The 21,313-nt window shown below is 62.1% G+C and carries 17 protein-coding genes and 1 pseudogene; 7 read left to right on the forward strand and 11 right to left on the reverse strand.

Features of this window, described 5'->3' with window-relative positions:
• Positions 1–82: 82 nt before the first annotated feature.
• Positions 83–1,204 carry an MBL fold metallo-hydrolase gene (locus tag NCS67_RS22905; protein WP_175981151.1) on the forward strand — a complete coding sequence of 374 codons (1,122 nt, stop codon included), beginning with the start codon at positions 83–85 and terminating at the stop codon, positions 1,202–1,204.
• Here NCS67_RS22905 and NCS67_RS22910 read toward each other — a convergent pair.
• Positions 1,195–2,061: an NmrA family NAD(P)-binding protein gene (locus tag NCS67_RS22910; RefSeq protein ID WP_250436740.1), complete on the reverse strand. Its 867-nt coding sequence runs from the start codon at positions 2,059–2,061 to the stop codon at positions 1,195–1,197. The genes NCS67_RS22905 and NCS67_RS22910 overlap by 10 nt on opposite strands.
• A 213-nt stretch (positions 2,062–2,274) precedes the next feature.
• Between NCS67_RS22910 and NCS67_RS22915 the strand changes: the two genes are divergently transcribed.
• The 3 genes from NCS67_RS22915 to NCS67_RS22925 are packed head-to-tail and all read left to right on the forward strand — an operon-like array spanning position 2,275 to position 5,472.
• Complete coding sequence (locus tag NCS67_RS22915) at positions 2,275–3,090, forward strand: HTD2 family dehydratase (RefSeq protein WP_250436743.1); 816 nt, start codon at positions 2,275–2,277, stop codon at positions 3,088–3,090.
• Between the two features lie 27 nt (positions 3,091–3,117).
• Positions 3,118–4,281, forward strand: a complete 1,164-nt coding sequence (locus NCS67_RS22920; protein ID WP_250436746.1) for an acyl-CoA dehydrogenase family protein — start codon at positions 3,118–3,120, stop codon at positions 4,279–4,281.
• A gap of 12 nt (positions 4,282–4,293) precedes the next feature.
• Positions 4,294–5,472 (forward strand): CaiB/BaiF CoA transferase family protein, encoded by a 1,179-nt coding sequence (locus NCS67_RS22925; protein ID WP_250436749.1) that lies wholly within the window; start codon positions 4,294–4,296, stop codon positions 5,470–5,472.
• Here NCS67_RS22925 and NCS67_RS22930 read toward each other — a convergent pair.
• Both NCS67_RS22930 and NCS67_RS22935 read right to left on the reverse strand, forming a co-directional pair.
• On the reverse strand, positions 5,469–6,404 hold the full coding sequence (locus NCS67_RS22930) for a LysR substrate-binding domain-containing protein (protein ID WP_008348449.1): 936 nt from the start codon (positions 6,402–6,404) through the stop codon (positions 5,469–5,471). The genes NCS67_RS22925 and NCS67_RS22930 overlap by 4 nt on opposite strands.
• A gap of 305 nt (positions 6,405–6,709) precedes the next feature.
• Positions 6,710–7,150, reverse strand: coding sequence for a GntR family transcriptional regulator (locus NCS67_RS22935; RefSeq protein ID WP_250436752.1), 441 nt, complete (start codon positions 7,148–7,150; stop codon positions 6,710–6,712).
• Positions 7,151–7,154: 4 nt separating this feature from the next.
• Here NCS67_RS22935 and NCS67_RS22940 point away from each other — a divergent pair.
• From NCS67_RS22940 to NCS67_RS22950, 3 genes and pseudogenes are all read left to right on the forward strand, one after another.
• Positions 7,155–7,990 (forward strand): annotated as a pseudogene (locus tag NCS67_RS22940) (cation:dicarboxylate symporter family transporter); the annotation flags it as partial.
• Between the two features lie 99 nt (positions 7,991–8,089).
• A complete protein-coding gene (locus NCS67_RS22945) occupies positions 8,090–10,831 on the forward strand; it encodes an MGH1-like glycoside hydrolase domain-containing protein (protein WP_250436754.1) in 2,742 nt (913 codons plus the stop codon).
• A 245-nt stretch (positions 10,832–11,076) separates the two neighbouring features.
• Entirely contained in the window at positions 11,077–11,523 is a 447-nt protein-coding gene (locus NCS67_RS22950; protein ID WP_008348456.1) for a universal stress protein, read from the forward strand.
• A gap of 13 nt (positions 11,524–11,536) precedes the next feature.
• Here the strand turns inward: NCS67_RS22950 and NCS67_RS22955 are convergent, their stop codons facing one another.
• From NCS67_RS22955 to NCS67_RS22990, 8 genes are all read right to left on the reverse strand, one after another.
• Positions 11,537–12,994, reverse strand: a complete 1,458-nt coding sequence (locus NCS67_RS22955) for an NAD-dependent succinate-semialdehyde dehydrogenase (RefSeq protein WP_008348458.1) — start codon at positions 12,992–12,994, stop codon at positions 11,537–11,539.
• Positions 12,995–13,125: 131 nt separating this feature from the next.
• Positions 13,126–14,787 (reverse strand): cation acetate symporter, encoded by a 1,662-nt coding sequence (locus tag NCS67_RS22960; protein WP_250436757.1) that lies wholly within the window; start codon positions 14,785–14,787, stop codon positions 13,126–13,128.
• Positions 14,784–15,089, reverse strand: coding sequence for a DUF485 domain-containing protein (locus NCS67_RS22965; RefSeq protein WP_086969236.1), 306 nt, complete (start codon positions 15,087–15,089; stop codon positions 14,784–14,786). The genes NCS67_RS22960 and NCS67_RS22965 overlap by 4 nt, the downstream gene beginning before the upstream one ends.
• A 127-nt stretch (positions 15,090–15,216) precedes the next feature.
• Positions 15,217–15,984, reverse strand: coding sequence for an ethanolamine ammonia-lyase subunit EutC (gene eutC / locus NCS67_RS22970; protein ID WP_250436758.1), 768 nt, complete (start codon positions 15,982–15,984; stop codon positions 15,217–15,219).
• Positions 15,984–17,363 (reverse strand): ethanolamine ammonia-lyase subunit EutB, encoded by a 1,380-nt coding sequence (locus NCS67_RS22975; RefSeq protein WP_175981164.1) that lies wholly within the window; start codon positions 17,361–17,363, stop codon positions 15,984–15,986. The genes eutC and NCS67_RS22975 overlap by 1 nt, the downstream gene beginning before the upstream one ends.
• On the reverse strand, positions 17,360–18,511 hold the full coding sequence (locus NCS67_RS22980; RefSeq protein ID WP_008348467.1) for a branched-chain amino acid ABC transporter substrate-binding protein: 1,152 nt from the start codon (positions 18,509–18,511) through the stop codon (positions 17,360–17,362). The genes NCS67_RS22975 and NCS67_RS22980 overlap by 4 nt, the downstream gene beginning before the upstream one ends.
• A gap of 11 nt (positions 18,512–18,522) precedes the next feature.
• On the reverse strand, positions 18,523–19,755 hold the full coding sequence (locus tag NCS67_RS22985) for an NAD(P)/FAD-dependent oxidoreductase (protein WP_250436796.1): 1,233 nt from the start codon (positions 19,753–19,755) through the stop codon (positions 18,523–18,525).
• Entirely contained in the window at positions 19,755–21,182 is a 1,428-nt protein-coding gene (locus NCS67_RS22990) for an amino acid permease (protein WP_008348471.1), read from the reverse strand. Before NCS67_RS22990 ends, NCS67_RS22985 begins: the two co-directional genes overlap by 1 nt.
• Positions 21,183–21,313 lie beyond the last annotated feature (131 nt).

Genomic DNA, 21,313 nt, shown 5'->3' on the forward strand with positions numbered 1-21,313 from the left:
ACCGATCGGTTTACTTTTCTCTCAAAATTAAACTACACTGTGCAGTCTACTTTCCGCTTCGGGCTCACGTCCCTTCACGTTCATGACTTCGTTCGCCGATCGCATCAGCCGTGCCCTGGGTTTCGCCGCAGCAAAGCGCGGACGCGCGTTGTCGAGCGCATCGCCGCAACATGACGGCGAGCGCTTTCGCAATGTGAAGCCGCGTCCTGTCGAAGGCTTCGGCAAGACGCTGCGCATCATGTGGAACATGCTGCTCCACAAACCGCGCAACACAGTGCCGACGCAAGCGCCGACCGTCGATACCCTCACCCGCGCCGATCTGGATGCCGCGCCCGACCGCAGCCTTTTCCGCCTCGGCCATTCGACGATGCTACTCAAGCTGCGCGGCGAATACTGGCTGACGGACCCGGTGTTCGGCGAGCGCGCGTCGCCGTTCAAGAACGTCGGGCCGAAGCGCTTTCACGCGCCGCCCATCGCGCTTGGCGATCTGCCGCCGTTGCGCGGCGTGGTCCTGTCGCACGATCACTACGATCATCTCGATCGCGAAACCGTGCTTGCGCTTGCCTCGACGACAGCGATCTTTCTCACGCCGCTGGGCGTCGGCGATCGTTTGATCGAATGGGGCATCGATGCCGCAAAAGTGCGTCAGCTCGACTGGTGGCAAAGCGCGCAGATCGACGGCCTGACGTTCACCGCCACGCCCGCGCAGCACTTCTCCGGCCGCAGTCTCTTCGATGGCAACAGCACGCTGTGGGCGTCGTGGGTCATCGTCGACGATGACGTGCGCGTGTTCTTCAGCGGCGACACCGGCTATTTCGACGGCTTCGGGACCATCGGCGAGCGCCTCGGCCCGTTCGACGTCACGCTGATCGAGACCGGCGCATACGATCCGCAATGGCCGTACGTGCACATGCAGCCCGAGGAGACGGTGCAGGCGCACATCGACTTGCGCGGACGCTGGCTCGTGCCGATTCACAACGGCACGTTCGATCTCGCGATGCATCCGTGGCAAGAACCTTTCGAGCGCGTGACGGGCCTGGCGCTCGCGCGAGGCGTCGCGGTGGCGACACCGCGCATGGGCGAGCGGCTCGATCTCGAAGCGCCGCATCGCGGCGAGCGCTGGTGGCGTGATACCGTCGATGCGCCGAAGCCGGCGTCATCGTGGCGGATGTGCGCGTCGCGGGCCGAGGGCGTTCACGATTGACGTCCGACGAGCTTGCGGATCACATCGACGATGGGCGTCTTGCCTTTGACGATATCTTCGCTACGCCCTTCGAAGTCGATCCATCCGTCGTTGAAGCCATCGAGCATCTGAATGCGCGGCATCGGATGCTTCATGCCTTGACTCGCGAACAGTCCTTCCCACGTCTCGCGTTGCACTGCCTGCGCGCGCACCGGCTTGCCGAGCACGGATGAAAACGCAGCCGCGATATCGTTCGGGCTTGTGCGTTGCGGTCCTTCCAGTTCGACGACGCGCATGCCCGTCCATGTTTCCTGCATGAGCTTCGCGGCGAGTTCGCCGATGTCGTCGGTGGCGGTCATCGGAATCGCGCGATCGAGCGGCTGCAGAAACGAATGCACGATGCCTTCGTTGCGCGCCGAATCGACATCCCATGCGCAGTTCTCCATGAACCAGCCCGGCCGCAGAAACGTGACGGGAACAGGCTGCTTGCGAAGCGCTTCTTCGAGCAGCGTGCGCTGCGTCAGAAGATTGATTTGAGCGGCTTGCGCGCCGATCGTCGACAGGCACACGATCCGGCGCGGCCTGGCACGCGCGATGGCCGCGACGATCGCATCGATGACTTCGCGCGCTTCCGGAAAACCCGGCGCGGGATCGAATTCCGGCGGCGGCAGAACGAACACGGCTTGCGCGCCTTCGAAGGCGCGAGCGAGCGCATCGGCATCGGTCATCGTGGCGTGTACGAGTTCGCAGCCGCGCGCCGACCAAACCGCGCCCTTCCTCTCATCGCGCACGACGGCGCGTACGGGCTTGCCCGATTCCAGCAGCGCGTTTGCGAGCGCACCGCCGACTTGTCCTGTGATTCCCGTGACGACATACATGATCCGGCTCCTTTCTCGTGATGCGTTTGACTTCGACGGATCGAATGTTATGGCGCTGCGTCGCGGAGAAAAATGGCCCGCGCGTCATGAGATTGATGACACCACGTCATAGGTTGAACCTATGCCCGGCACATGAAAGCGATATTTCCGCCCCGCCCGATATTTCTCTAAAGTCGTAATTCACCGGCCCCGCCCGGCAATGGAGACGACACAATGAAAACAGAGCGCGCCGTCGATATCGTTGCGCCCACATCCGTCGCGGCCCTCGCGGCCACACTCGATCACGATGCCGCCCCGCATGAAGGCGATGCCCTTCCGCCGTTGTGGCACTGGATCTTCTTCCGGCCCATTGCAAAACAGTCGCTCATCGCGGAAGACGGTCATCCGAAGAAAGGCGGCTTTCTGCCCGATCTCGGTTTGCCGCGCCGCATGTGGGCCGGCGGACGCCTGCGCTTCCCCGCGCCGGTGATCGTCGGTGAACGCATTACGCGCGAATCGACGATTCTCAATGTCAGCGAGAAGCAAGGACGCACCGGCAAGCTCGGCTTCGTGACAGTCAGGCATCGCATTTACCGCGGCGATGCGACCGCGATCGAGGAAGAGCACGACATCGTGTATCGCGAGCCGGCAGCGCCCGGTGCGCCCGCGCCCGCTCCGGTCGCCGCGCCTCGCGATGCGCAATGGCAACGCGACCTCGTTCCCGACGAGACATTGCTGCTGCGCTATTCGGCGCTCACCTTCAACGCGCATCGCATTCACTACGACAAGCCTTATGTGACGCAAGTCGAAGGTTATCCGGGACTTGTCGTGCATGGGCCGCTCATTGCCACCTTATTGATGGACCTGCTGCGCCGCGAGTTGCCCGACGCGACCGTCATCGACTTCGCATTCAAGGCGCAGCGCCCGTGTTTCGCGGGCAATACGCTGCGTCTGCGCGGGCAGCCATCGGCGGATGGCAGGACTGTCGAACTCTGGTCGAAGGATCACGAAGGCTGGCTCGGCATGACGGCGCGCGCCACGCTCGGCTGACGATCTCCACACATCCGCAGGCACATCATGATCGAATCGACATCCGACGCTTATCAGGACATTCGTGAGGCCGTGCGCGATCTCTGCGGCCAGTTCACCGGCGAATACTTTCGCAAGATCGACGAAGCACGCGGTTATCCCGAAGCATTCGTCGATGCCCTCACGAAAGCGGGCTGGCTCGCCGCATTGATTCCGCAGGAATACGGCGGCTCGGGTCTGGGGCTTACCGAAGCGTCCGTCATCATGGAAGAGATCAATCGCTCGGGCGGCAATTCGGGCGCGTGTCATGGGCAGATGTACAACATGGGCACGTTGTTGCGTCACGGTTCGACGGAACAGAAGAAACGCTACTTGCCGAAGATCGCATCGGGCGAGTTACGTCTGCAATCGATGGGCGTGACCGAACCGACCACCGGCACCGACACGACAAAGATCAAGACGACCGCGGAAAGAAAAGGCGATCGTTATGCGATAAACGGCCAGAAGGTGTGGATCTCGCGCGTGCAGCATTCGGATCTGATGATTCTGCTCGCGCGCACGACGCCGATCGCAGACGTGAAGAAGAAGAGCGAAGGCATGTCGATCTTCATCGTCGATTTGCGTGAAGCAATCGGCAATGGCCTCACGGTGCAGCCGATCCTCAACATGGTGAATCACGAAACCAACGAGCTCTTCTTCGACAATCTGGAGATTCCTGCCGAGAATCTCATCGGCGAAGAAGGCATGGGTTTCAAGTACATACTCGATGGCCTAAACGCCGAACGCACGCTGATCGCGGCGGAATGCATCGGCGATGGCTACTGGTTCATCGACAAGGTCACGCAGTATGTGAACGATCGAATCGTGTTCGGGCGTCCCATCGGGCAGAATCAGGGCGTGCAGTTTCCGATTGCGCGCGCGTACGTCAATGTCGAAGCCGCGAACCTGATGCGCTTCAAGGCATGCGAACGCTTCGACGCGCAAAAGCCTTGCGGCGCGCAGGCGAACATGGCGAAGCTGCTCGCCGCCGATGCATCATGGGAAGCGGCCAACGCCTGTCTGCAATTTCACGGCGGCTTTGGCTTCGCGGCGGAATACGATGTCGAACGCAAATTCCGCGAGACGCGTCTGTATCAGGTCGCGCCGATTTCGACCAACCTGATTCTCTCTTACGTCGCCGAGCATATCCTCGGCCTGCCGCGTTCGTTCTGAAGGAGGCCGGTCATGCGCCCGCTGCAAGGCATCAAGGTCGTCACGTTCGAGCATGCAATTGCAGCGCCCTTCTGCACGCGTCAGCTCGCCGATCTCGGCGCGCGCGTCATCAAGATCGAGCGTCCAGGCACAGGTGATTTCGCTCGCAACTATGACGAACGTGTGTCGGGACTCGCATCGCATTTCGTGTGGACGAACCGCTCGAAAGAAAGCGTGACGCTCGACGTCAAGCATCCTGAAGCACTCGATGTCGTGCACAAGCTGCTCGCCGATGCCGATGTATTCGTGCAGAATCTCGCGCCCGGCGCGACGCAACGGCTCGGCCTCGATTACGACGCGTTGAAGGAGCGCTATCCGCGGCTCATCGTGTGCGACATTTCCGGCTATGGTTCCGATGGCCCGATGCGCGACAAGAAAGCGTATGACTTGCTGATTCAAAGCGAAGCGGGTTTTCTGAGCATCACGGGTTTGGAAGGCGCACCGGCGAAAGCAGGCTGCTCGATCGCAGATATCGCCGCCGGCATGTATGGCTACACGAACATACTCGCGGCGCTCATCGAACGCGGACGCACCGGGCGCGGCAAACGCATCGACATTTCGATGCTCGAAAGCATGGTCGAATGGATGGGCTATCCGCTCTATTACGCGATCGACGGTCAGACGCCGCCGCGCAAGGCGGGCGCATCGCACGCGACGATCTTCCCTTACGGCCCTTTCCCCGCAGGCGATGGCAAGACCGTCATGCTCGGCCTGCAAAACGAGCGCGAGTGGAAGAAGTTTTGCGAAATCGTTCTTCGTATGCCCGAGCTTCAGCGCGACGAGCGCTTCTGTGCAAACAGCCTTCGCGCGCAGCATCGCGACGAGTTGATGCGCCTCATCGTCGATGCATTCGCCTCATTGACGGCCGCACAGGTCATCGAACGGCTTGAAGAAGCGGGCATCGCGAATGCGCGGATGAACGACATGCACGATGTCTGGAAGCATGAACAGCTCGAAGCGCGCAATCGTTGGACACAGGTCGATACGCCCGCCGGCAAGATTCCCGCGCTCTATCCGCCGGGACGCTTCAGCGCCGATGAACCGCGCATGGACGCCGTGCCCGCGCTCGGCGAGCACACGGAATCCGTGTTGCGCGAACTGGGGCTGAACAGCGAAGCCATCGAACGCTTGCGCGCGGCGAAGGCGATCTAGGTTCGTCGCATCGTCACGCCTTGCCAGCGATCGCGGTCAATGTGCTCGGCGATCAACTCGATCAACGTCTCGCGCACGGCGACGGTCGCTGAGTTCATCGGCGCATCGTTGGGCCAGCAAATGCTGGCCGGGCGCCTGATGATCGGATCGACGATTCTGCGCATTTTCGGCAGCAACGCCTCGTTCCATTGCACGATCGCGGACGAAGGCAGAATCGTGCAGGCTCTGCCCGAATGCGCGATAAGCAAAAGCGATGGCAACGAGTCGATATCCGCAACGATGTTCAGCTCGACTTTCTCGCTCGCGAACGTGCGCTCGATCAGCAAGCGCAAGCCATTCGATGCGCCGGGCGCGACGAGTTTCACGCCCGCGAGCTTCGCAAGCGGACATGTCGATGCGCGCGGCGAGATGCCGCCGCCCGGCTCGCCCGCAAGATAAAGCGTTTCGTCGAGCACGGGCAACGCGGTGATGCCGGGTGTATCCGATTCACGAAACAGAATCGCGAGGTCGAGCCGGCCATTGGCAAGCAACTCGTTCAGATAGCCGCTCATGCTTTCGAAGAACTGCAGGCGTATGCCGGGATACCGGTCCTGGATGCGCTCGAACAGGGGCACGGCGAGAACGGATGCCATCGTCGTCGGCAGGCCGACCGCCACGGTGCCGGATTCCGCGCCCGCGCCCTTCGTCACTTCCTGCTTGAGCTGCTCCATTTGCCGCAGCACGACGCGTGCATGCCGATAGAGCGCGTCGCCCTCGGCCGTGGGGGTGACGCCATGATTGCTGCGCAGAAGGAGCGTGACGCCGAGTTCCTCTTCGAGCCGCGCCATTTGCTGGCTGAGCGAAGGCTGTGCCACGTAGAGCTTTTCCGCTGCTTTGCCGAGACTGCCGTAATCGACGATGCTGACGAAGTAGCGAAGCTGGCGAACATCCATATGAGGGTGCGAGGATCGAAGTCAGGGCGCGCTCGTGAGCGTCTGGCGCCGGTCGCCTATTCTATAGCTCGCATCGTCATACGAATCGATTCGCTTCGCTCAGGGCGCATCAATGCCCCGGTCCGTTCGGTTCGATGCAGCTCGACACGAGCGTGCTGTTTGTGCCGGCTTCCGATGCCCGCTATCGCGCAAGCCGATTAAAGCTCATGGCATGCGTAGCCGCCCTGTTCCTGCCCATGGCGTCCTCCTTCTGCGCTATTCGAAAACGCACGCCGGATAACTTCGATAGCACGCCCGCGACGATTTTAGCCCGGCGATCGCTTGAGACGCATCGACACCGAAAAGCGCTCTGCGGGATGCACCGTCACCGATATCTCGAACGTCGCGCCGCTCGCGTCGAGATAGCGGCGCACGATTTCCAGCGCCGCCGTTCCCGCCTCGACGCGCAGGCGTCTCGCCATCTCCGCCGATACGGCAATGGCACGCACGTCCTGCTGAATCTCGTCGATGCAGCGTCCGTAACGCGCTTCGATCAGCGCGCTGATGAGCGTATCCGGGTTCTCCTTCGCGGCTTGCGCGACGTCCTCGTATTCCGGATCGATATACACATCGGTCCAGCCAACGGGCGGACTGTCCTTGTCGCCGTCGATACGCACGCTCGATATGCGCAGCCACGGCGTGCCCTGTGCGCAGCGCAGCGTCTTCGCGAGCTTCGCGGAGGTTTCGATGTGCTGCGTCGACTGCACGACGCTCGATCTCGTTTCGGAAGTGCTGTTCTCGTTCATCAACCTCGTGATGAAGCTCGCGCCGCTCGGCACGTTCGGCGCGGTCGCGTATCCGGTGGGCAGCAACGGCACGGCAGTGCTGATCGCGCTGGCGCAGCTCGTCGTGAGTTTCTATGCGGTGGTCGTTCTCTTCATCGTCGTCGTCATGGGCATCATGCGAAGCTCGCGGGCTTCAGCCTGTGGCGCTTTCTGCGCTACATCAAGGACGAGATCTTCATCGTGCTCGGTACTGCTTCGTCGGAAAGCGCACTGCCGCGTCTTCTGATCAAGCTCGAACGGCTCGGCTGCGCGAAGCAGACGGTCGGACTCGTGCTGCCCGCAGGCTATGCGTTCAATCTCGATGGCACGTCGATCTTCATGTCGATGGGCGTCATGTTCATCGCGCATGCTTATGGCGTGCAGATCACGCTGGAACATCAGATCGGCATTCTGCTGCTGATGCTGCTGACGTCCAAAGGCGCAGCCACGGTTTCCGGCGGATCGTTCGTGGTGTTCGCAGCGACCGTCACGTCGACGGGCATCCTTCCCGTCGAAGGACTCGCGTTGATCTTTGGCGTGTACCGCTTCATGTCGATGGCAATCGCGACGTGCAACACCATCGGCAACAGCCTTGCGACGGTCGTCATCGCGAAGTGGTCGCGCACGTTCGATGCGGCCGTCAGCGAACGGCATCTTTATCCGGAGCGCTATCCGGAGATCGCCGAAGCAGACCGGCGGCTCGCGGACGGCAATCTTCTCCCCGAAGACATGAACGACGCGAATCCTCATCCGGACGGTATCCCGCTAAAAACGGCGCGATGATTCTCGCAGCGCGGCAATCGCCGCGCTTTTTTTCACTTCGCTTATCATCGGAAAACCGCGCATCGAACGTGCTGGATGAGCAACCGCAACGGAGGTCGCATGCCACCGCTACGCGCAATCCATCTGCTGCAAACGAAGGAAGGCTCCCGTCTGCATGGCGCCGGGCTCGACCGGTGGCGCCGCTGGGGCCCGTATCTGAGCGAGCGTCAATGGGGCACCGTTCGCGAGGATTACAGCGAATACGGCACGGCGTGGGACTACTTTCCGCACGACCATGCGCGCAGCCGCATGTATCGATGGGGCGAGGACGGTATCGCGGGATTCGGCAACGACCCGCTCGACTGGTGCGTGTCGCTCGCGTTGTGGAACGGCCGCGATCCGATCATCAAGGAGCGGCTTTTCGGTCTCACGAACGAGCAAGGCAATCACGGCGAAGACGTAAAGGAACTGTACTTCTATCTCGACGGCACGCCGACGCATTCGTACATGAAGATGCTGTACAAGTATCCGCACGATGCGTATCCGTATCAGCAACTCATCGACGAGAACAAACGGCGCGGTCCCGATCAGCCCGAATACGAACTGCCCGACACGGGCGTATTCGATTGCGACCGTTACTTCGATGTCTATGTCGAATACGCGAAGCACGCGCCCGATGACATCGTGATGCGCGTGACCGTCGAGAATCGCGCGGACGAAGCCGCGACGCTTCATCTCTTGCCGCAATTCTGGGCGCGCAACCGGTGGGCGTGGTCGAGCAAATGGGGCAAGCCGTCGCTGAAGCTCGAACACGATGCGCGCGAAGGTGCCCGCGTCATCGCGCACAATCCGTCGCATGGCGAGATGGATGTCACGGCTTCTGCGCAAGCGCCGGTCGAATGGATTTTCTGCGAGAACGAGACGAACGTTCGTCGCATATACGGCATCGAAGGCGCGGGGCCGTTCAAGGATGGCTTCAACGACTATCTCGTCGAAGGCGACGAACAGGCGATACGCCGCGATCGCGGCACGCGTTGCGCCGCGCATGTGCATCTGCAACTCTCACCGCATGAAAGTTCCGTGATGTACTTGCGCTGGCGCCCGGCATCGGTTTCGAACGATCCGCCGCTCGACCTGGCCCAGCTTTTCGCGCGTCGCGAAGCGGAAGCCGACGAGTTCTATGCGACGCTGCAACACGATATCGACGATGCCGACGCGCGTCTCGTGCAACGCCAGGCGCTCGCCGGCATGCTATGGACGAAGCAGTATTATCAGTTCGACGTCACGCGCTGGCACGACGGCGATCCGGGCCAGCCCACGCCGCCGAAAGAACGGCGACATGGCCGCAATGCTGACTGGCGGCACATGTGCAACGGCGACATCGTATCGATGCCGGACAAGTGGGAGTATCCGTGGTACGCATCGTGGGACCTTGCGTTCCATGCGGTCGCGTTCGCGACGATCGATCCCGACTTCGCGAAGAAGCAATTGCTGTTGCTCGTGAAAGAACGCTACATGCATCCGAACGGGCAATTGCCCGCTTATGAATGGGCATTCGGCGATGCGAACCCACCCGTTCACGCATGGGCGACATGGCGCGTGTTCGAGCTCGATCGCGAGATGACCGGCATCGGCGATCACGCGTTCCTCGAGGTCATGTTCCACAAGCTGCTGCTCAACTTCGCGTGGTGGGTCAACCGCAAGGACGCCGACGACCGCAATATCTTTCAGGGCGGATTTCTCGGCCTCGACAACATCGGCATCTTCGATCGCTCGCAGCCGCTGCCGACCGGCGGACGTATCGATCAGGCCGACGGCACCGCATGGATGGCATCCTACGCGCTCGACCTCATGCAGATCGGCCTCGAACTCGCGATGACGAACGAATCGTATGTCGAGATCGCGGTGAAGTTCTTCGAGCACTTCCTCTATATCGCGGAAGCCGTGAGCTGCGGCGAAGTCTGCAATACCGGCCTATGGGACGGCAGCGACGAATTCTTCTACGACGTACTGCATCTGCCGAACGGCGCGCGCGTGCCCATGCGCATTCGATCGATCGTCGGACTGATTCCGCTCTTCGCCGTTCATGTGCTCGAGGAAAGCGTGTACGGCGACTTGCCCGGACTGCGTGAACGCCTCGTATGGTTTCTCGATCATCGGCCGAACCTTGCGAAGCTCGTATCGCGCTGGACCGAGCCTGGCAAAGGCAACACGACTTTGCTTTCGCTCTTGCGCGGACATCGCATGAAAGCGCTGTTGCGCCGCACGCTCGATCAAGCGGAGTTCCTGTCGGACTATGGCGTACGCGCGTTATCCCGCGTGCATTGCGACAAGCCTTATGTGTTCGATCATGATGGCGTGAACGTCTGCATCCGGTACTTGCCCGCGGAATCGGATTCGCGCGTATTCGGCGGCAATTCGAACTGGCGCGGGCCGATCTGGATGCCGGTCAATTACTTGTTGATCGAATCACTTTACGAGTTTCATCGCTACTACGGCGATGATTTTCGCGTCGAGCATCCGACGGGATCGGGCAAGTTTCATTCGCTGAGCGAAATCGCCGACGATCTCTCACGGCGCATCAGCATGCTCTTTTTGAAAGACGAAGAAGGCAAGCGTCCTGTGATGGCCGCGTATCCGATGCTGCAAGCCGATCCGCGCTCGCAGGATCTCATTCTCTTCCACGAGTACTTTCATGGCGACAACGGGCGCGGTGTCGGTGCGTCGCATCAGACTGGATGGAGCGGGCTCGTTGCGCTGCTGCTGCAACCGCGTCTGATGAAGTTATCGCACGTGGGGCCGGAAGCGCCCGTCATGGCCGTGCGTCTGCATGAAGAAGCGAGCGCCGAGATGGGACGCTAGCGCGTCATGAAGCAATCGACTTCGAATGCGTAGCTGCCGAAACAGAAGCCGCCTGTCCGTCGCTTTCGATGACACATTTTTCTGGTGCGCGGGGTACCGCCGGAACGTTTGTACCATGCGGATGCGGACGATGAAAACATTCTCGTGGATCTGATTTTCGCGCTGGAAATCCTGGCGCTCGCCTATACTTGAATCGTCGGTTCGCGTGCTTCTTTCATGTCCCCAGAGAACCGGAGGACGTCATCATGTTCAACCATCTGCTGGTTCCCACTGACGGGTCCGCGCTCTCCGAAGCGGCTGTCCGCATGGCGGTCTCGCTCGCCAAAGAGAACAGTGCGCGCATCACCGGTCTTTATATGGTGCGGCCATTTCATATGACCGTTTATAGCGCCGAGATGGTCGGCGCGAGTCAGGATGAGGCGCACGCCGCGGATCAGGCCCGCGCGCGGCAATATCTCGAGAATCTGCGAAGTATCGCCGCCCAGGCCGGCGTCGCTTGCGATACAGAAGCGCCGACGGGAGCGCATCCGTATGAGGCGATTCTCGATACGGCGAAAGCGCGGCACTGCGATCTCATCGTGATGGCGTCGCATGGGCACGGCGGAATTCGCGGGCTATTGCTCGGGAGTGAAACGCAGAAAGTGCTTACACATAGTCATTTGCCGATTCTGGTGGTGAGGCCGCCGGAGTGATGCGTCCGCCGTCCTACCGCTCCAGATTCCCGAAACAGACATACTTCGCTTCGAGATACTCCTCGACTCCCGACGATGCCCCTTCGCGCCCCATGCCCGATTCCTTGATCCCGCCGAAGGGCGCAACTTCGTTGAACACGAGGCTGTCATTCACGCCGACGACGCCGCATTCGAGCGCTTCCATGACGCGGAATGCGCGGCTGATATCGGCGGTATAGAAGTACGCCGCGAGCCCCGTGCGCGTATCGTTCGCGAGCGTGACGACGTCGTCCTCGTCCCTGAACGGCAGCACGCTGGCAATCGGGCCGAGCACTTCGTCGCCGCATACGCTCATCGACGGATCGACGTTCGTCAGCACCGTCGGCCTGAAGAAGTTCGATCCCGGCGCGACGCGTGAGCCGCCCGCTGCGATCTTCGCGCCGAGCCTGACCGCTTCGTCGACGAGACTTTCGATGCGCGTCACCGCCGCATCGCCGATAAGCGGGCCGATCTGCGCGCCCTCGTCCAGCCCGTCGCTCACTTTCAGCAACGCGACCTTGGACACGAGCTTGGCGACGAAAGTCTCGTACACGTCCTCATGCACGAAGAAGCGGTTCGCGCACATCGCCGCCTGCCCCGAATGACGAAACCGCGCATCGAGCGCGCCCTTCACGGCGAGGTCGATGTCCGCGTCGTCGAACACGATAAACGGACAGTTCGCCCCCAGTTCGAGCGACATCTTCTTCACGGTAGGCGCGCATAAAGTCATCAGCCGCTTGCCTTCCTCAATGGAACCGGTGAACGATACTTTCCTCACGTCGGGGCTCGCAAGCAGCGTGCTGCGAACCGGTTCGCCCTCGCCCGTCAACACGGAGAGCACGCCGCGCGGCAAGCCCGCGTTCTCGCCGAGCACGCACAGCGCGAGCGCGGAGAATGGCGTCTGCGGATCGGGGTGATGGATGACCGTGCAGCCCGCCGCGAGCGCAGCGCCGACGCGTCGCGCAACCATCGACGAAGGAAAGGTCCATGACGTGATTGCGCCGCACACGCCAATCGGCTGATGCAGCACACGTATGCGTTGATTGCGTCGCGGCGCGGGAATGTTGTCGCCGTAAATGCGGCGCGCTTCCTCGGCGAACCAGTCGAGATAATTCGCGGCCTGCGTGATTTCGGAGCGCGCTTCGTGCAGCGGCTTGCCTTGTTCGCGGCAGAGGATGATGGCGAGATCGTCGCGATGATGTTCGACGAGGCGCGCCCACTCTCTCAGCACCGACGCGCGCTCGCGACTGCTCCAGCTGCGCCAGTCCTGCAGCGCCGCGTGCGCGCACTGGATGGCCTCCGTCACCTGCTCGTCCGTGACCTGCGGCACCGAGCCGATGATTTCTTTAGTGGATGGATTGATGACAGACACGCGCGGCAGCGAAGTATTGTCGATCCACGCGCCGCCGATATACGCCGATTGTTCGAAAAGACTGGGGCACTGCAGTTCCATGGCTCGCTCCAATGCGTTGGCGCTTCGTGCAATCAGGTGCATCGAGCTTAACGCATTTTCCACTCGCCATTCGGACGCGCGCGGCATCCCGGGTATACGAATACTGCGCGCGCCGCTCACTCAACATTACATCAATGGCTCGCGCCCTCCACCGCGCCGATGCCCGTTTCGGAGCGCACGGTCTGCGCTTCGAAGCCTGCTTTATCGACACGCGCACGCGCCGATTTATCGGTTACGGAGAAGAGCCAGATGCCGATGAAACCGATCGCCATCGAGAACAGCGCAGGCGATGCATACGGGAACGGCGCATCCGCGTAGTGGAACACATCGACCCATACGGCTTTGGACAGGACCGTCATCACGACCGCCGAAAGCAGGCCGAGAAAGCCGCCGATTGCCGCGCCGCGCGTCGTGCAGCCGCGCCACAGGACCGACATGAAGAGCACCGGAAAGTTGGCGGACGCCGCGACCGCGAACGCGAGCGACACCATGAACGCGATGTTCTGCTTCTCGAACACGATGCCGAGCACGACCGCGACGATGCCGAGCACGATCGTCGTGATGCGCGACACCTTCAGTTCGCTCTTGCTGGACGCCTTGCCCTTCTTGAACACGGTCGCATAGAGATCGTGCGACACCGCCGATGCACCCGCGAGCGTCAGGCCCGCCACCACTGCGAGGATAGTTGCAAACGCAACTGCCGAGATGAAGCCGAGGAACACGTTGCCGCCGACCGCGCTCGCGAGATGCACCGCCGCCATGTTCGTGCCGCCGAGCAGCTTGCCGCCCGCATCCTTGAACATCGGATTGGTGCTCACCAGCACGATCGCGCCGAAGCCGATGATGAACGTGAGTATGTAGAAGTAGCCGATCCACGTCGTCGCCCAGAACACCGACTTGCGCGCTTCCTTCGCGTTGGGCACGGTGAAGAAACGCATCAAGATATGCGGCAGACCGGCCGTACCGAACATGAGCGCGATGCCGAACGAGATCGCCGAAATCGGATCCTTGATGAAGTTGCCCGGACCCATGATCGACGCCTTCTTCTCGTGCACGTCGACGGCCTTCGCGAAGAGCGCCTCGGGGCTGAAGTGGAATTGCCACAGCACCATGAACGCCATGAACGAAGCACCCGCAAGCAGCAAACACGCCTTGATGATCTGCACCCACGTCGTCGCGGTCATGCCGCCGAAGAGCACGTACACCATCATCAGCGCGCCGACGATCACGACCGCGATCCAGTATTCGAGCCCGAACAGCAGCTTGATGAGCTGTCCCGCGCCGACCATCTGCGCGATCAGATAGAACGCGACGACGACGAGCGTGCCCGATGCAGCGAACGCGCGAATCGGCGTCTGCTTGAAGCGATACGCGGCGACATCGGCGAAGGTGAAGCGGCCGAGATTGCGCAGACGCTCCGCCATCAGGAACGTGATGATCGGCCAGCCGACGAGAAAGCCGATCGAATAGATCAGCCCGTCATAGCCATTGCTATAAACCGCCGCCGAAATGCCGAGAAACGACGCCGCCGACATGAAGTCGCCCGCGATCGCAAGACCGTTCTGAAAGCCCGTGATGCCGCCGCCCGCCGTGTAGAACTCGGCCGCGGAACGCGTCTTCTTCGCGGCCCATTTGGTGATGAAGAGCGTCGCGATCACGAACGCGATGAACATGCAGATCGCGGTCCAGTTGGTCGCCTGCTTGACCGCCTGACCGAGATCGCCGCCTGCTGCAAATGAACTCGCGGACGCCGCGAAAAGCGCGCCCGCCGTGACGATGCGTTGCGGCTTCATGCGGCCTCCCGCTTGATCTTGTCGGTGAGTTCGTCGTACGTGCTGTTGGCGTGGCGCACATACAGCCCCGTGATGACGACCGTGAACACGATCACGAACAGGCCGATCGGCATGCCCCATGTCATGACGCCCGCGCCCATCTTCGCGGCGAGCAGATCCTTGTTGAATGCGATGAGCAGCACATAGCCGTAATAGACGATCAGCACGAGTGCCGTCAGCGTCCAGCCGAGCTTCGAGCGCTTTCGCACCAGTTCGCCGTAAGCGGCGCTCGACTTTATTTTCTCTACGATCTTCAGATCCATTTCCGTCGTCTCCTGCATGAATGCCTCGTTTACGATGCGCTGGAGACTAAGGTAAAAGCGTCCGCTTACCCGTTTCTTACGTGAAGCGTTTTCTTTCGACGGGGTTTACGCGAAGCATCGTCCATTGCTATGCACCCGATAGGCGATCCATCGTTCGCCCGGGCAGCGTCGTCGCGCTGTCGTCTTTGAGGCTCACGCCCGTCAGCTTGCGCGTGCGCGCTTCGTTCAGCAGCCACGCGAGCTTGAACGCGGCCGCGTCGTAAGCAAGTCCTTCAGGACGCACGTTCGATATGCAGTTGCGCTCCGCATCGCTGCGGCCCTGCACGGGATCGTAAGTCACATACACGCCGAGGCTCGCGGGCGAACTGAGCCCCGGCCTCTCACCGATCAGCACCGCGACGATGCGCGCCCTCAATATCGCGCCGATGCAATCGCCGAGCGCGACGCGCGCCTGAGTCGCGACGACGACCGGACCGATGCGCCATCCGTCGAGCCGCGCGATCGTTCTTTCGATGAGCGGTATCGCGTGCGTCGCCGCTGCGTTCGACGACAGTCCATCGGCGATGACGAACACGACATCCGCGTCCGTCGCGTGGGTCGCGAGACTCGCGGCGCTGTCGTCGCTCAGCATGCGGCCAAGATCCGGACGACGGAGATAAACATCGCGTGCCGAAGCGGCGCTGCATACCGAAGCACATGCGAATCGCTTCGAAGCCAGTTCTTCCAGCAACGACGAGACATCGAGCGGCCGATGCACCGCATCGCGCGCCTGCGCATGCGCGAGATTGAACGCGAGCAGCGGCGCGGTCGGCACGCTATTGCCCGCGCGTCCCAGCGCGATGCGCGCATCGGTGAAACGGCGCAGCGCTTTCCACGGATTCTGGCTGACGCTCATCACGCCCTCATCCAGTCGTTCAGCGCGGGCCACTCGGCGCGCGTCTGAAGCATGCCGCGCGCATTCGTGATCTGAATCGCGCGCAGCCACGCTTCGAACTCCGGCGCGCGCTTCAGACCGAGCACGTCGCGCACATACAGCGCGTCATGAAACGACGTGCTCTGATAGTTCAGCATGACATCGTCTGCGCCGGGCACGCCCATGATGAAGTTCACGTTGGCCGCGCCGAGCAGCGTGAGCAGATTGTCCATGTCGTCCTGATCGGCTTCGGCGTGATTCGTGTAGCAGACGTCGCAACCCATCGGCACGCCGAGCAGCTTCGCGCAGAAATGATCTTCGAGTCCGGCGCGAGTGATCTGCTTGCCGTCGTACAGGTATTCCGGACCGATGAAGCCGACCACGGTATTCACGAGAAACGGATCGAACTTGCGCGCGACCGCATAGGCGCGCGCTTCGCAAGTCTGCTGATCGACGCCATGATGCGCGTTCGCCGACAACGCGCTGCCCTGTCCCGTCTCGAAGTACATCAGGTTCTCGCCGACCGTCCCGCGCTTCAGCGACAAACCCGCTTCATACGCTTCCTGCAACAACGCGAGCGAGATGCCGAACGACGCATTCGCCTTTTGGGTGCCCGCGATCGACTGGAACACGAGATCGACCGGTGCGCCGTGTTCGATCGCCGCAAGCGTGTTGGTCACGTGTGTCAGCACGCAGGTTTGCGTCGGCACGTCGTAGCGTTCGCGGAACGCGTCCATCATCGCGAGCAATTTGCCGATGGCCTGCGGCGAGTCGGATGCGGGATTGATGCCGATCATCGCGTCGCCGCAGCCGTACATGAGGCCATCGATCATCGAAGCGGCGATGCCTTGCACATCGTCGGTCGGATGATTCGGCTGCAGGCGCACCGACATGTGCCCCGGCAATCCCACGGTATTCCTGAAACGCGTGACGACCGGACGTTTCTTCGCCGCGAGAATGAGATCCTGATTGCGCATCAGCTTCGATACGGCCGCGACCATCTCGGGCGTCAATCCTTGCGATACGGCGACGAGCGCGGCGGTATCGGTCGTATCGGCGAGCAGCCATTCGCGGAACTCGCCGACCGTCAGATGCGACACGACGGCGAACGCCTCCCGCGAATGTTCATCGATGATGAGGCGCGTCACTTCATCGTCCTCGTACGGAATCAACGCTTCTTCGATGAACGCGCGCAACGGCACCCTCGACAGCGCCAACTTCGCCGCCGCGCGCTCTTCTTCCGTCGCGGCGGCGATGCCCGCGAGTTCGTCGCCGGAACGTCGCGAACTCGCTTTCGCCAATAGCGTCTTGAGATCGTCGAAACGATACGTCCGAACGCCTACGGTTTCGCTGAAGCTCATACGCCGCTTCCGCCGACCGTCCTCAAACTCTTCCATTGCCCTTGCTCGACCTGAAAGAGCGTGTATGGAGGCTTGATGAGATCGCCATATGGATCGAACGAAATCTTGCCGGTCACGCCAGTGACGTTGACCTTCGCGAGCGCATCCACGATCTTGCCGCGATCGAGCGAGTTCGCATCGTGAATGGCCTTGATCATCGCGAGCGCAGCATCGTAGGCGAATGGCGCATATAGTTCGACATCCTGATTGAAGCGTGCCTTGTAGCGCTTGCCGAACTCCTGCGCGGAAGGCAGCTTGTCGAGCGCGGGACCGGGCTCGAGGTCCTGCGTGCCGTTGCCCGATGTGCCCGCGATCTGCAGGAACGCGTTGCTCTTCAGTGCGCCCGCGCCGAAGAGCTGCGTCGTCATGCCGAGCGAGCGCATCTGCTTGACGAGCATCGCGCCTTGTTCATCGAGTCCGCCGAAGAAGATCAGATCGACGTTCTGGCTCTTCATCGTCGTGAGAATCGCGCGGAAATCGACGGCCTTGTCGTTCGTGTATTCGCGCGCGACGACCTTGCCGTTGGCTTCCTTCACGCCCTTCTCGAAGGCATCGGCGAGACCTTGCCCGAACGCCGTGCGATCGTCGATGATGCCGATGCGCTTCGGCTTCATCTGCTCGACGACGAAGCGCCCCGCCACCACGCCGCCCACGCCATCGTGGCCCATCGTGCGGAACACGTTCTTGAAGCCCTGTTTCGTGAGTTGCGGATTCGTCGAGCCGGGCGTGATCATCGCGACATTCGCCTGGTGATAGACGGTCGATGCCGGAATGCTGCATCCCGAGTTGTAATGCCCGATCACGCCGACGATGCCGCTATCCACCGCTTTCTGCGCGACCTGAATCGCGACGCGCGGATCGGCCTGATCGTCGTACACCTCCAGTTCGAACTTGACGGGCTTGCCGCCGACGATGGGATGCTTCGCGTTCTCTTCGTCGATCGCGAGTTGCGCGCCGTACTGCAAGTCCTTGCCGACGCGCGCAACCGGCCCGGTCAACGGTCCGACGAACGCGATCTTCACGACCTCGGGATCGGCGGCCCACGACATCGGCATGTACGCGGCAAGCACGCCCGCGGTCACGCCCGAAAGAAAGATACGGCGATTCATGTTCATGCTCCTCAGTGAAAACGCGACGCGCGATAACTCGCGAGATCGAGTGGCGGCGAACGTCGCGCGATGAGATCGGCGACGATGCGTCCGCTCACGCCCGCGAGCGTCAAGCCAAGATGCTGATGCCCGAACGCATACACGACGCGCTCGCTCGCCTTCGATGCGCCGATGACCGGCACGCCGTCCGGCAGCGTCGGACGAAAGCCGAGCCATTCGCGATCGGGCGTGCCGAGCGCGGGCAACGCGCGCTTCGACGATACGGTGACGAGATCGAGCAGCGCGCGATTGCGCTCCTCGATGAAACCGGCGAGTTCGACGGTGCCCGCGACGCGAATGCCATCGCTCATCGGCGTCATATAGAAGCCGCGCTCCGCCCAGCCGCACGGCCGCGATATGAGGTTCGATGCCGACGCATAACGGATGTGGTAGCCGCGCTCGGTATCGAGCGGCACGCGATCGCCACATTGCTGCGCGAACTCGCGCGAACGCGCGCCCGTCGCGACGACGACATGATCGAAGCGGCGCGCATCGCCCTCGACGCGCAACGCGACGTCCTGCACGCCCGGCTCGATCGCGTCGACCTTCTTGCGTTCGAGTTGCGCGCCACGCGCGGCGAGCCGCTCGTGCAAGGCCTGAAGAAAGCCCGCCGGATCGCTGAAATGCCAGCTATCGCGAAACAGCACGCCGCGCGCGAAAATCGGCGCGAGGTGCGGTTCGAGTTCGCGGATCGCGCCGCTGTCGAGCACATCGAAGCCGACGCCAAGCCTCTCGCGCAATGCCAGCGAATCGCGCGACGCGTCGAACGAAGCCGCGCTCGAATACAGATAAAGGCATTCGCGCGGCTTGACGAAGCGCTTCAAGGCATCGTCGTCGAGCAAGGGTGCATAGCCTTCCTGCGCACGCGACAACAACGCGGCCAGCGCCTGTGCGCTCGCTTCGAAATTCTTTTGTCGCGAGCTCATCAGAAAGCGCGCGAGCCACGGCGCGAGTTGCGGCAGATAACGCCAGCGCAATCTGAACGGACTATCGTTCGAGAAGAGAAAGCGCGGAATATCGCGGAATACGGACGGATTGTTCACCGGCACGCATCCGTATGGCGCGAACGTGCCCGCGTTGCCGAACGACGCGCCCTGCGCCACGCCCGACGGATCGAACAGCGTCACGCTGTGACCGTCGCGCGTAAGCCAGGCCGCGCTCGCCATGCCGATGAACCCCGCGCCGATGATCGCCACGTTCGACATCAGTCCTGCCCCTTCCATGCGAGCCGATTGTCTTGCGACAGGAAGCCCGTCGCCGATTCGCTCTCTTCATGACGATGATGATGCTTCGCGGCGAAGAAGTACGCCGCCGATGCGGCCGCGAGGCTCGCGAGACTCGCCATCAGTTGCGGACGCAGTTCGTGGTCCGCGCCCATGGCCGCAAGCACACCGACGATCGCGATCACGACGGCATACGACAGCCACGGGAAGAGCCACATCTTCAGCGTGAGACGCTCGGGCGCTTCGCGTTGAATGCGTCGGCGAATGCGGATTTGCGCCAGCGCCGTTGCGAGATAGACGAACAGCATCACCGCGCCCGATGCGTTCACGAGAAACAGGAACACGCCCTGCGGCGACACGATCGCGGCGACGATCGCCACATAACCGACGACGCTCGACAGCACCACCGCGAGACGCGGCACCTTGTTCGGCGTGAGCTCGAGCAGCGACTTCGGCGCATCGCCGCGTTCCGCGAGACGGAACAGAATGCGCGACGACACGTACAGGCCCGAGTTCAGCGCGGACAGCACGGCGACGAGCACGATCGCGTTCATGATGTCGGCGGCGTAGGGAATGCGCATCGTCTCCAGCGCGGCGACGAACGGCGAGTGGCCCGTCACGATGCTGCCCCACGGCACGATGCACGCGATCAGGAACAGCGAGCCGACATAGAACGTGATGACGCGCAGGATGACCGAGCGCGTCATCGCGGCGACGCTTTTCGCGGGATCGTCGGATTCGGCCGCGGCGATGGTCGCGATTTCCGCGCCGCCGACCGCGAAGATGACGGTCGGCACGGCGGCGAACACGGACATCGCGCCGAACGGCAGGAAGCCGCGATTGCCGGTGAGATGCGCCACGGCGCTGCCCGCGTGCCCGAAGCCGAGCAGATAGCCCGCGCCGATGGCGAGGAACACGATGATCGCCGCGACCTTGATCGACGCGAACCAGAACTCGAATTCGCCGTACGACTTGACCGAAAGCAGATTGATGACGGTCATCACGGACAGCAGCACGAGGCCGATGACCCAAACCGGCGCGGGTATCCAGCGCTGCAATATCGCCGCGCCGGCGACCGCTTCGACCGCGACGACGATCACCCAGAAATACCAGTACAGCCAGCCGCTCGTGAAGCCGGCCCAGTTGCCGAGGCCGATGCGCGCATATTCGGTGAACGAGCCGACGCCGGGCACGGCGAGCGCCATTTCGCCGAGCATGCGCATGACCATCAGCACCACGATGCCGGCGACGAGATACGACACGCACGCCGCCGGACCGACGGTCGCGAGCGTCGCGCTGCTGCCGACGAACAGCCCCGCGCCGATGATGCCGCCGAGCGCGATCATCGTGACGTGCCGCTGACGCAGCGCGGAGCCTAGCTTGGGCTGCGAGGTTTCAGGCAAGGACATCGGGGAATCTCCTGCGGACAAAGATCGGATGAATCGGGAAGCGCGGGATGAGACACGCACCAGACAAACTCTGATCCTAGAATCACACAATATTTTTTTGTGTGCAATTAAAAGCGCGGTTGTATGGTGCC

Source organism: Caballeronia sp. ATUFL_F2_KS9A (assembly GCF_023630765.1).
Taxonomy (GTDB): domain Bacteria; phylum Pseudomonadota; class Gammaproteobacteria; order Burkholderiales; family Burkholderiaceae; genus Caballeronia; species Caballeronia zhejiangensis.

Bases quoted from the DNA above. Each gene is read 5' to 3' on its own strand.
- NCS67_RS22905 (WP_175981151.1), top strand. From the start codon at position 83: ATGACTTCGTTCGCCGATCGCATCAGCCGTGCCCTGGGTTTCGCCGCA.
- NCS67_RS22910 (WP_250436740.1), bottom strand. From the start codon at position 2,061: ATGTATGTCGTCACGGGAATCACAGGACAAGTCGGCGGTGCGCTCGCA.
- NCS67_RS22915 (WP_250436743.1), top strand. From the start codon at position 2,275: ATGAAAACAGAGCGCGCCGTCGATATCGTTGCGCCCACATCCGTCGCG.
- NCS67_RS22920 (WP_250436746.1), top strand. From the start codon at position 3,118: ATGATCGAATCGACATCCGACGCTTATCAGGACATTCGTGAGGCCGTG.
- NCS67_RS22925 (WP_250436749.1), top strand. From the start codon at position 4,294: ATGCGCCCGCTGCAAGGCATCAAGGTCGTCACGTTCGAGCATGCAATT.
- NCS67_RS22930 (WP_008348449.1), bottom strand. From the start codon at position 6,404: ATGGATGTTCGCCAGCTTCGCTACTTCGTCAGCATCGTCGATTACGGC.
- NCS67_RS22945 (WP_250436754.1), top strand. From the start codon at position 8,090: ATGCCACCGCTACGCGCAATCCATCTGCTGCAAACGAAGGAAGGCTCC.
- NCS67_RS22950 (WP_008348456.1), top strand. From the start codon at position 11,077: ATGTTCAACCATCTGCTGGTTCCCACTGACGGGTCCGCGCTCTCCGAA.
- NCS67_RS22955 (WP_008348458.1), bottom strand. From the start codon at position 12,994: ATGGAACTGCAGTGCCCCAGTCTTTTCGAACAATCGGCGTATATCGGC.
- NCS67_RS22960 (WP_250436757.1), bottom strand. From the start codon at position 14,787: ATGAAGCCGCAACGCATCGTCACGGCGGGCGCGCTTTTCGCGGCGTCC.
- NCS67_RS22965 (WP_086969236.1), bottom strand. From the start codon at position 15,089: ATGGATCTGAAGATCGTAGAGAAAATAAAGTCGAGCGCCGCTTACGGC.
- eutC (WP_250436758.1), bottom strand. From the start codon at position 15,984: ATGAGCGTCAGCCAGAATCCGTGGAAAGCGCTGCGCCGTTTCACCGAT.
- NCS67_RS22975 (WP_175981164.1), bottom strand. From the start codon at position 17,363: ATGAGCTTCAGCGAAACCGTAGGCGTTCGGACGTATCGTTTCGACGAT.
- NCS67_RS22980 (WP_008348467.1), bottom strand. From the start codon at position 18,511: ATGAATCGCCGTATCTTTCTTTCGGGCGTGACCGCGGGCGTGCTTGCC.
- NCS67_RS22985 (WP_250436796.1), bottom strand. From the start codon at position 19,755: ATGTCGAACGTGGCGATCATCGGCGCGGGGTTCATCGGCATGGCGAGC.
- NCS67_RS22990 (WP_008348471.1), bottom strand. From the start codon at position 21,182: ATGTCCTTGCCTGAAACCTCGCAGCCCAAGCTAGGCTCCGCGCTGCGT.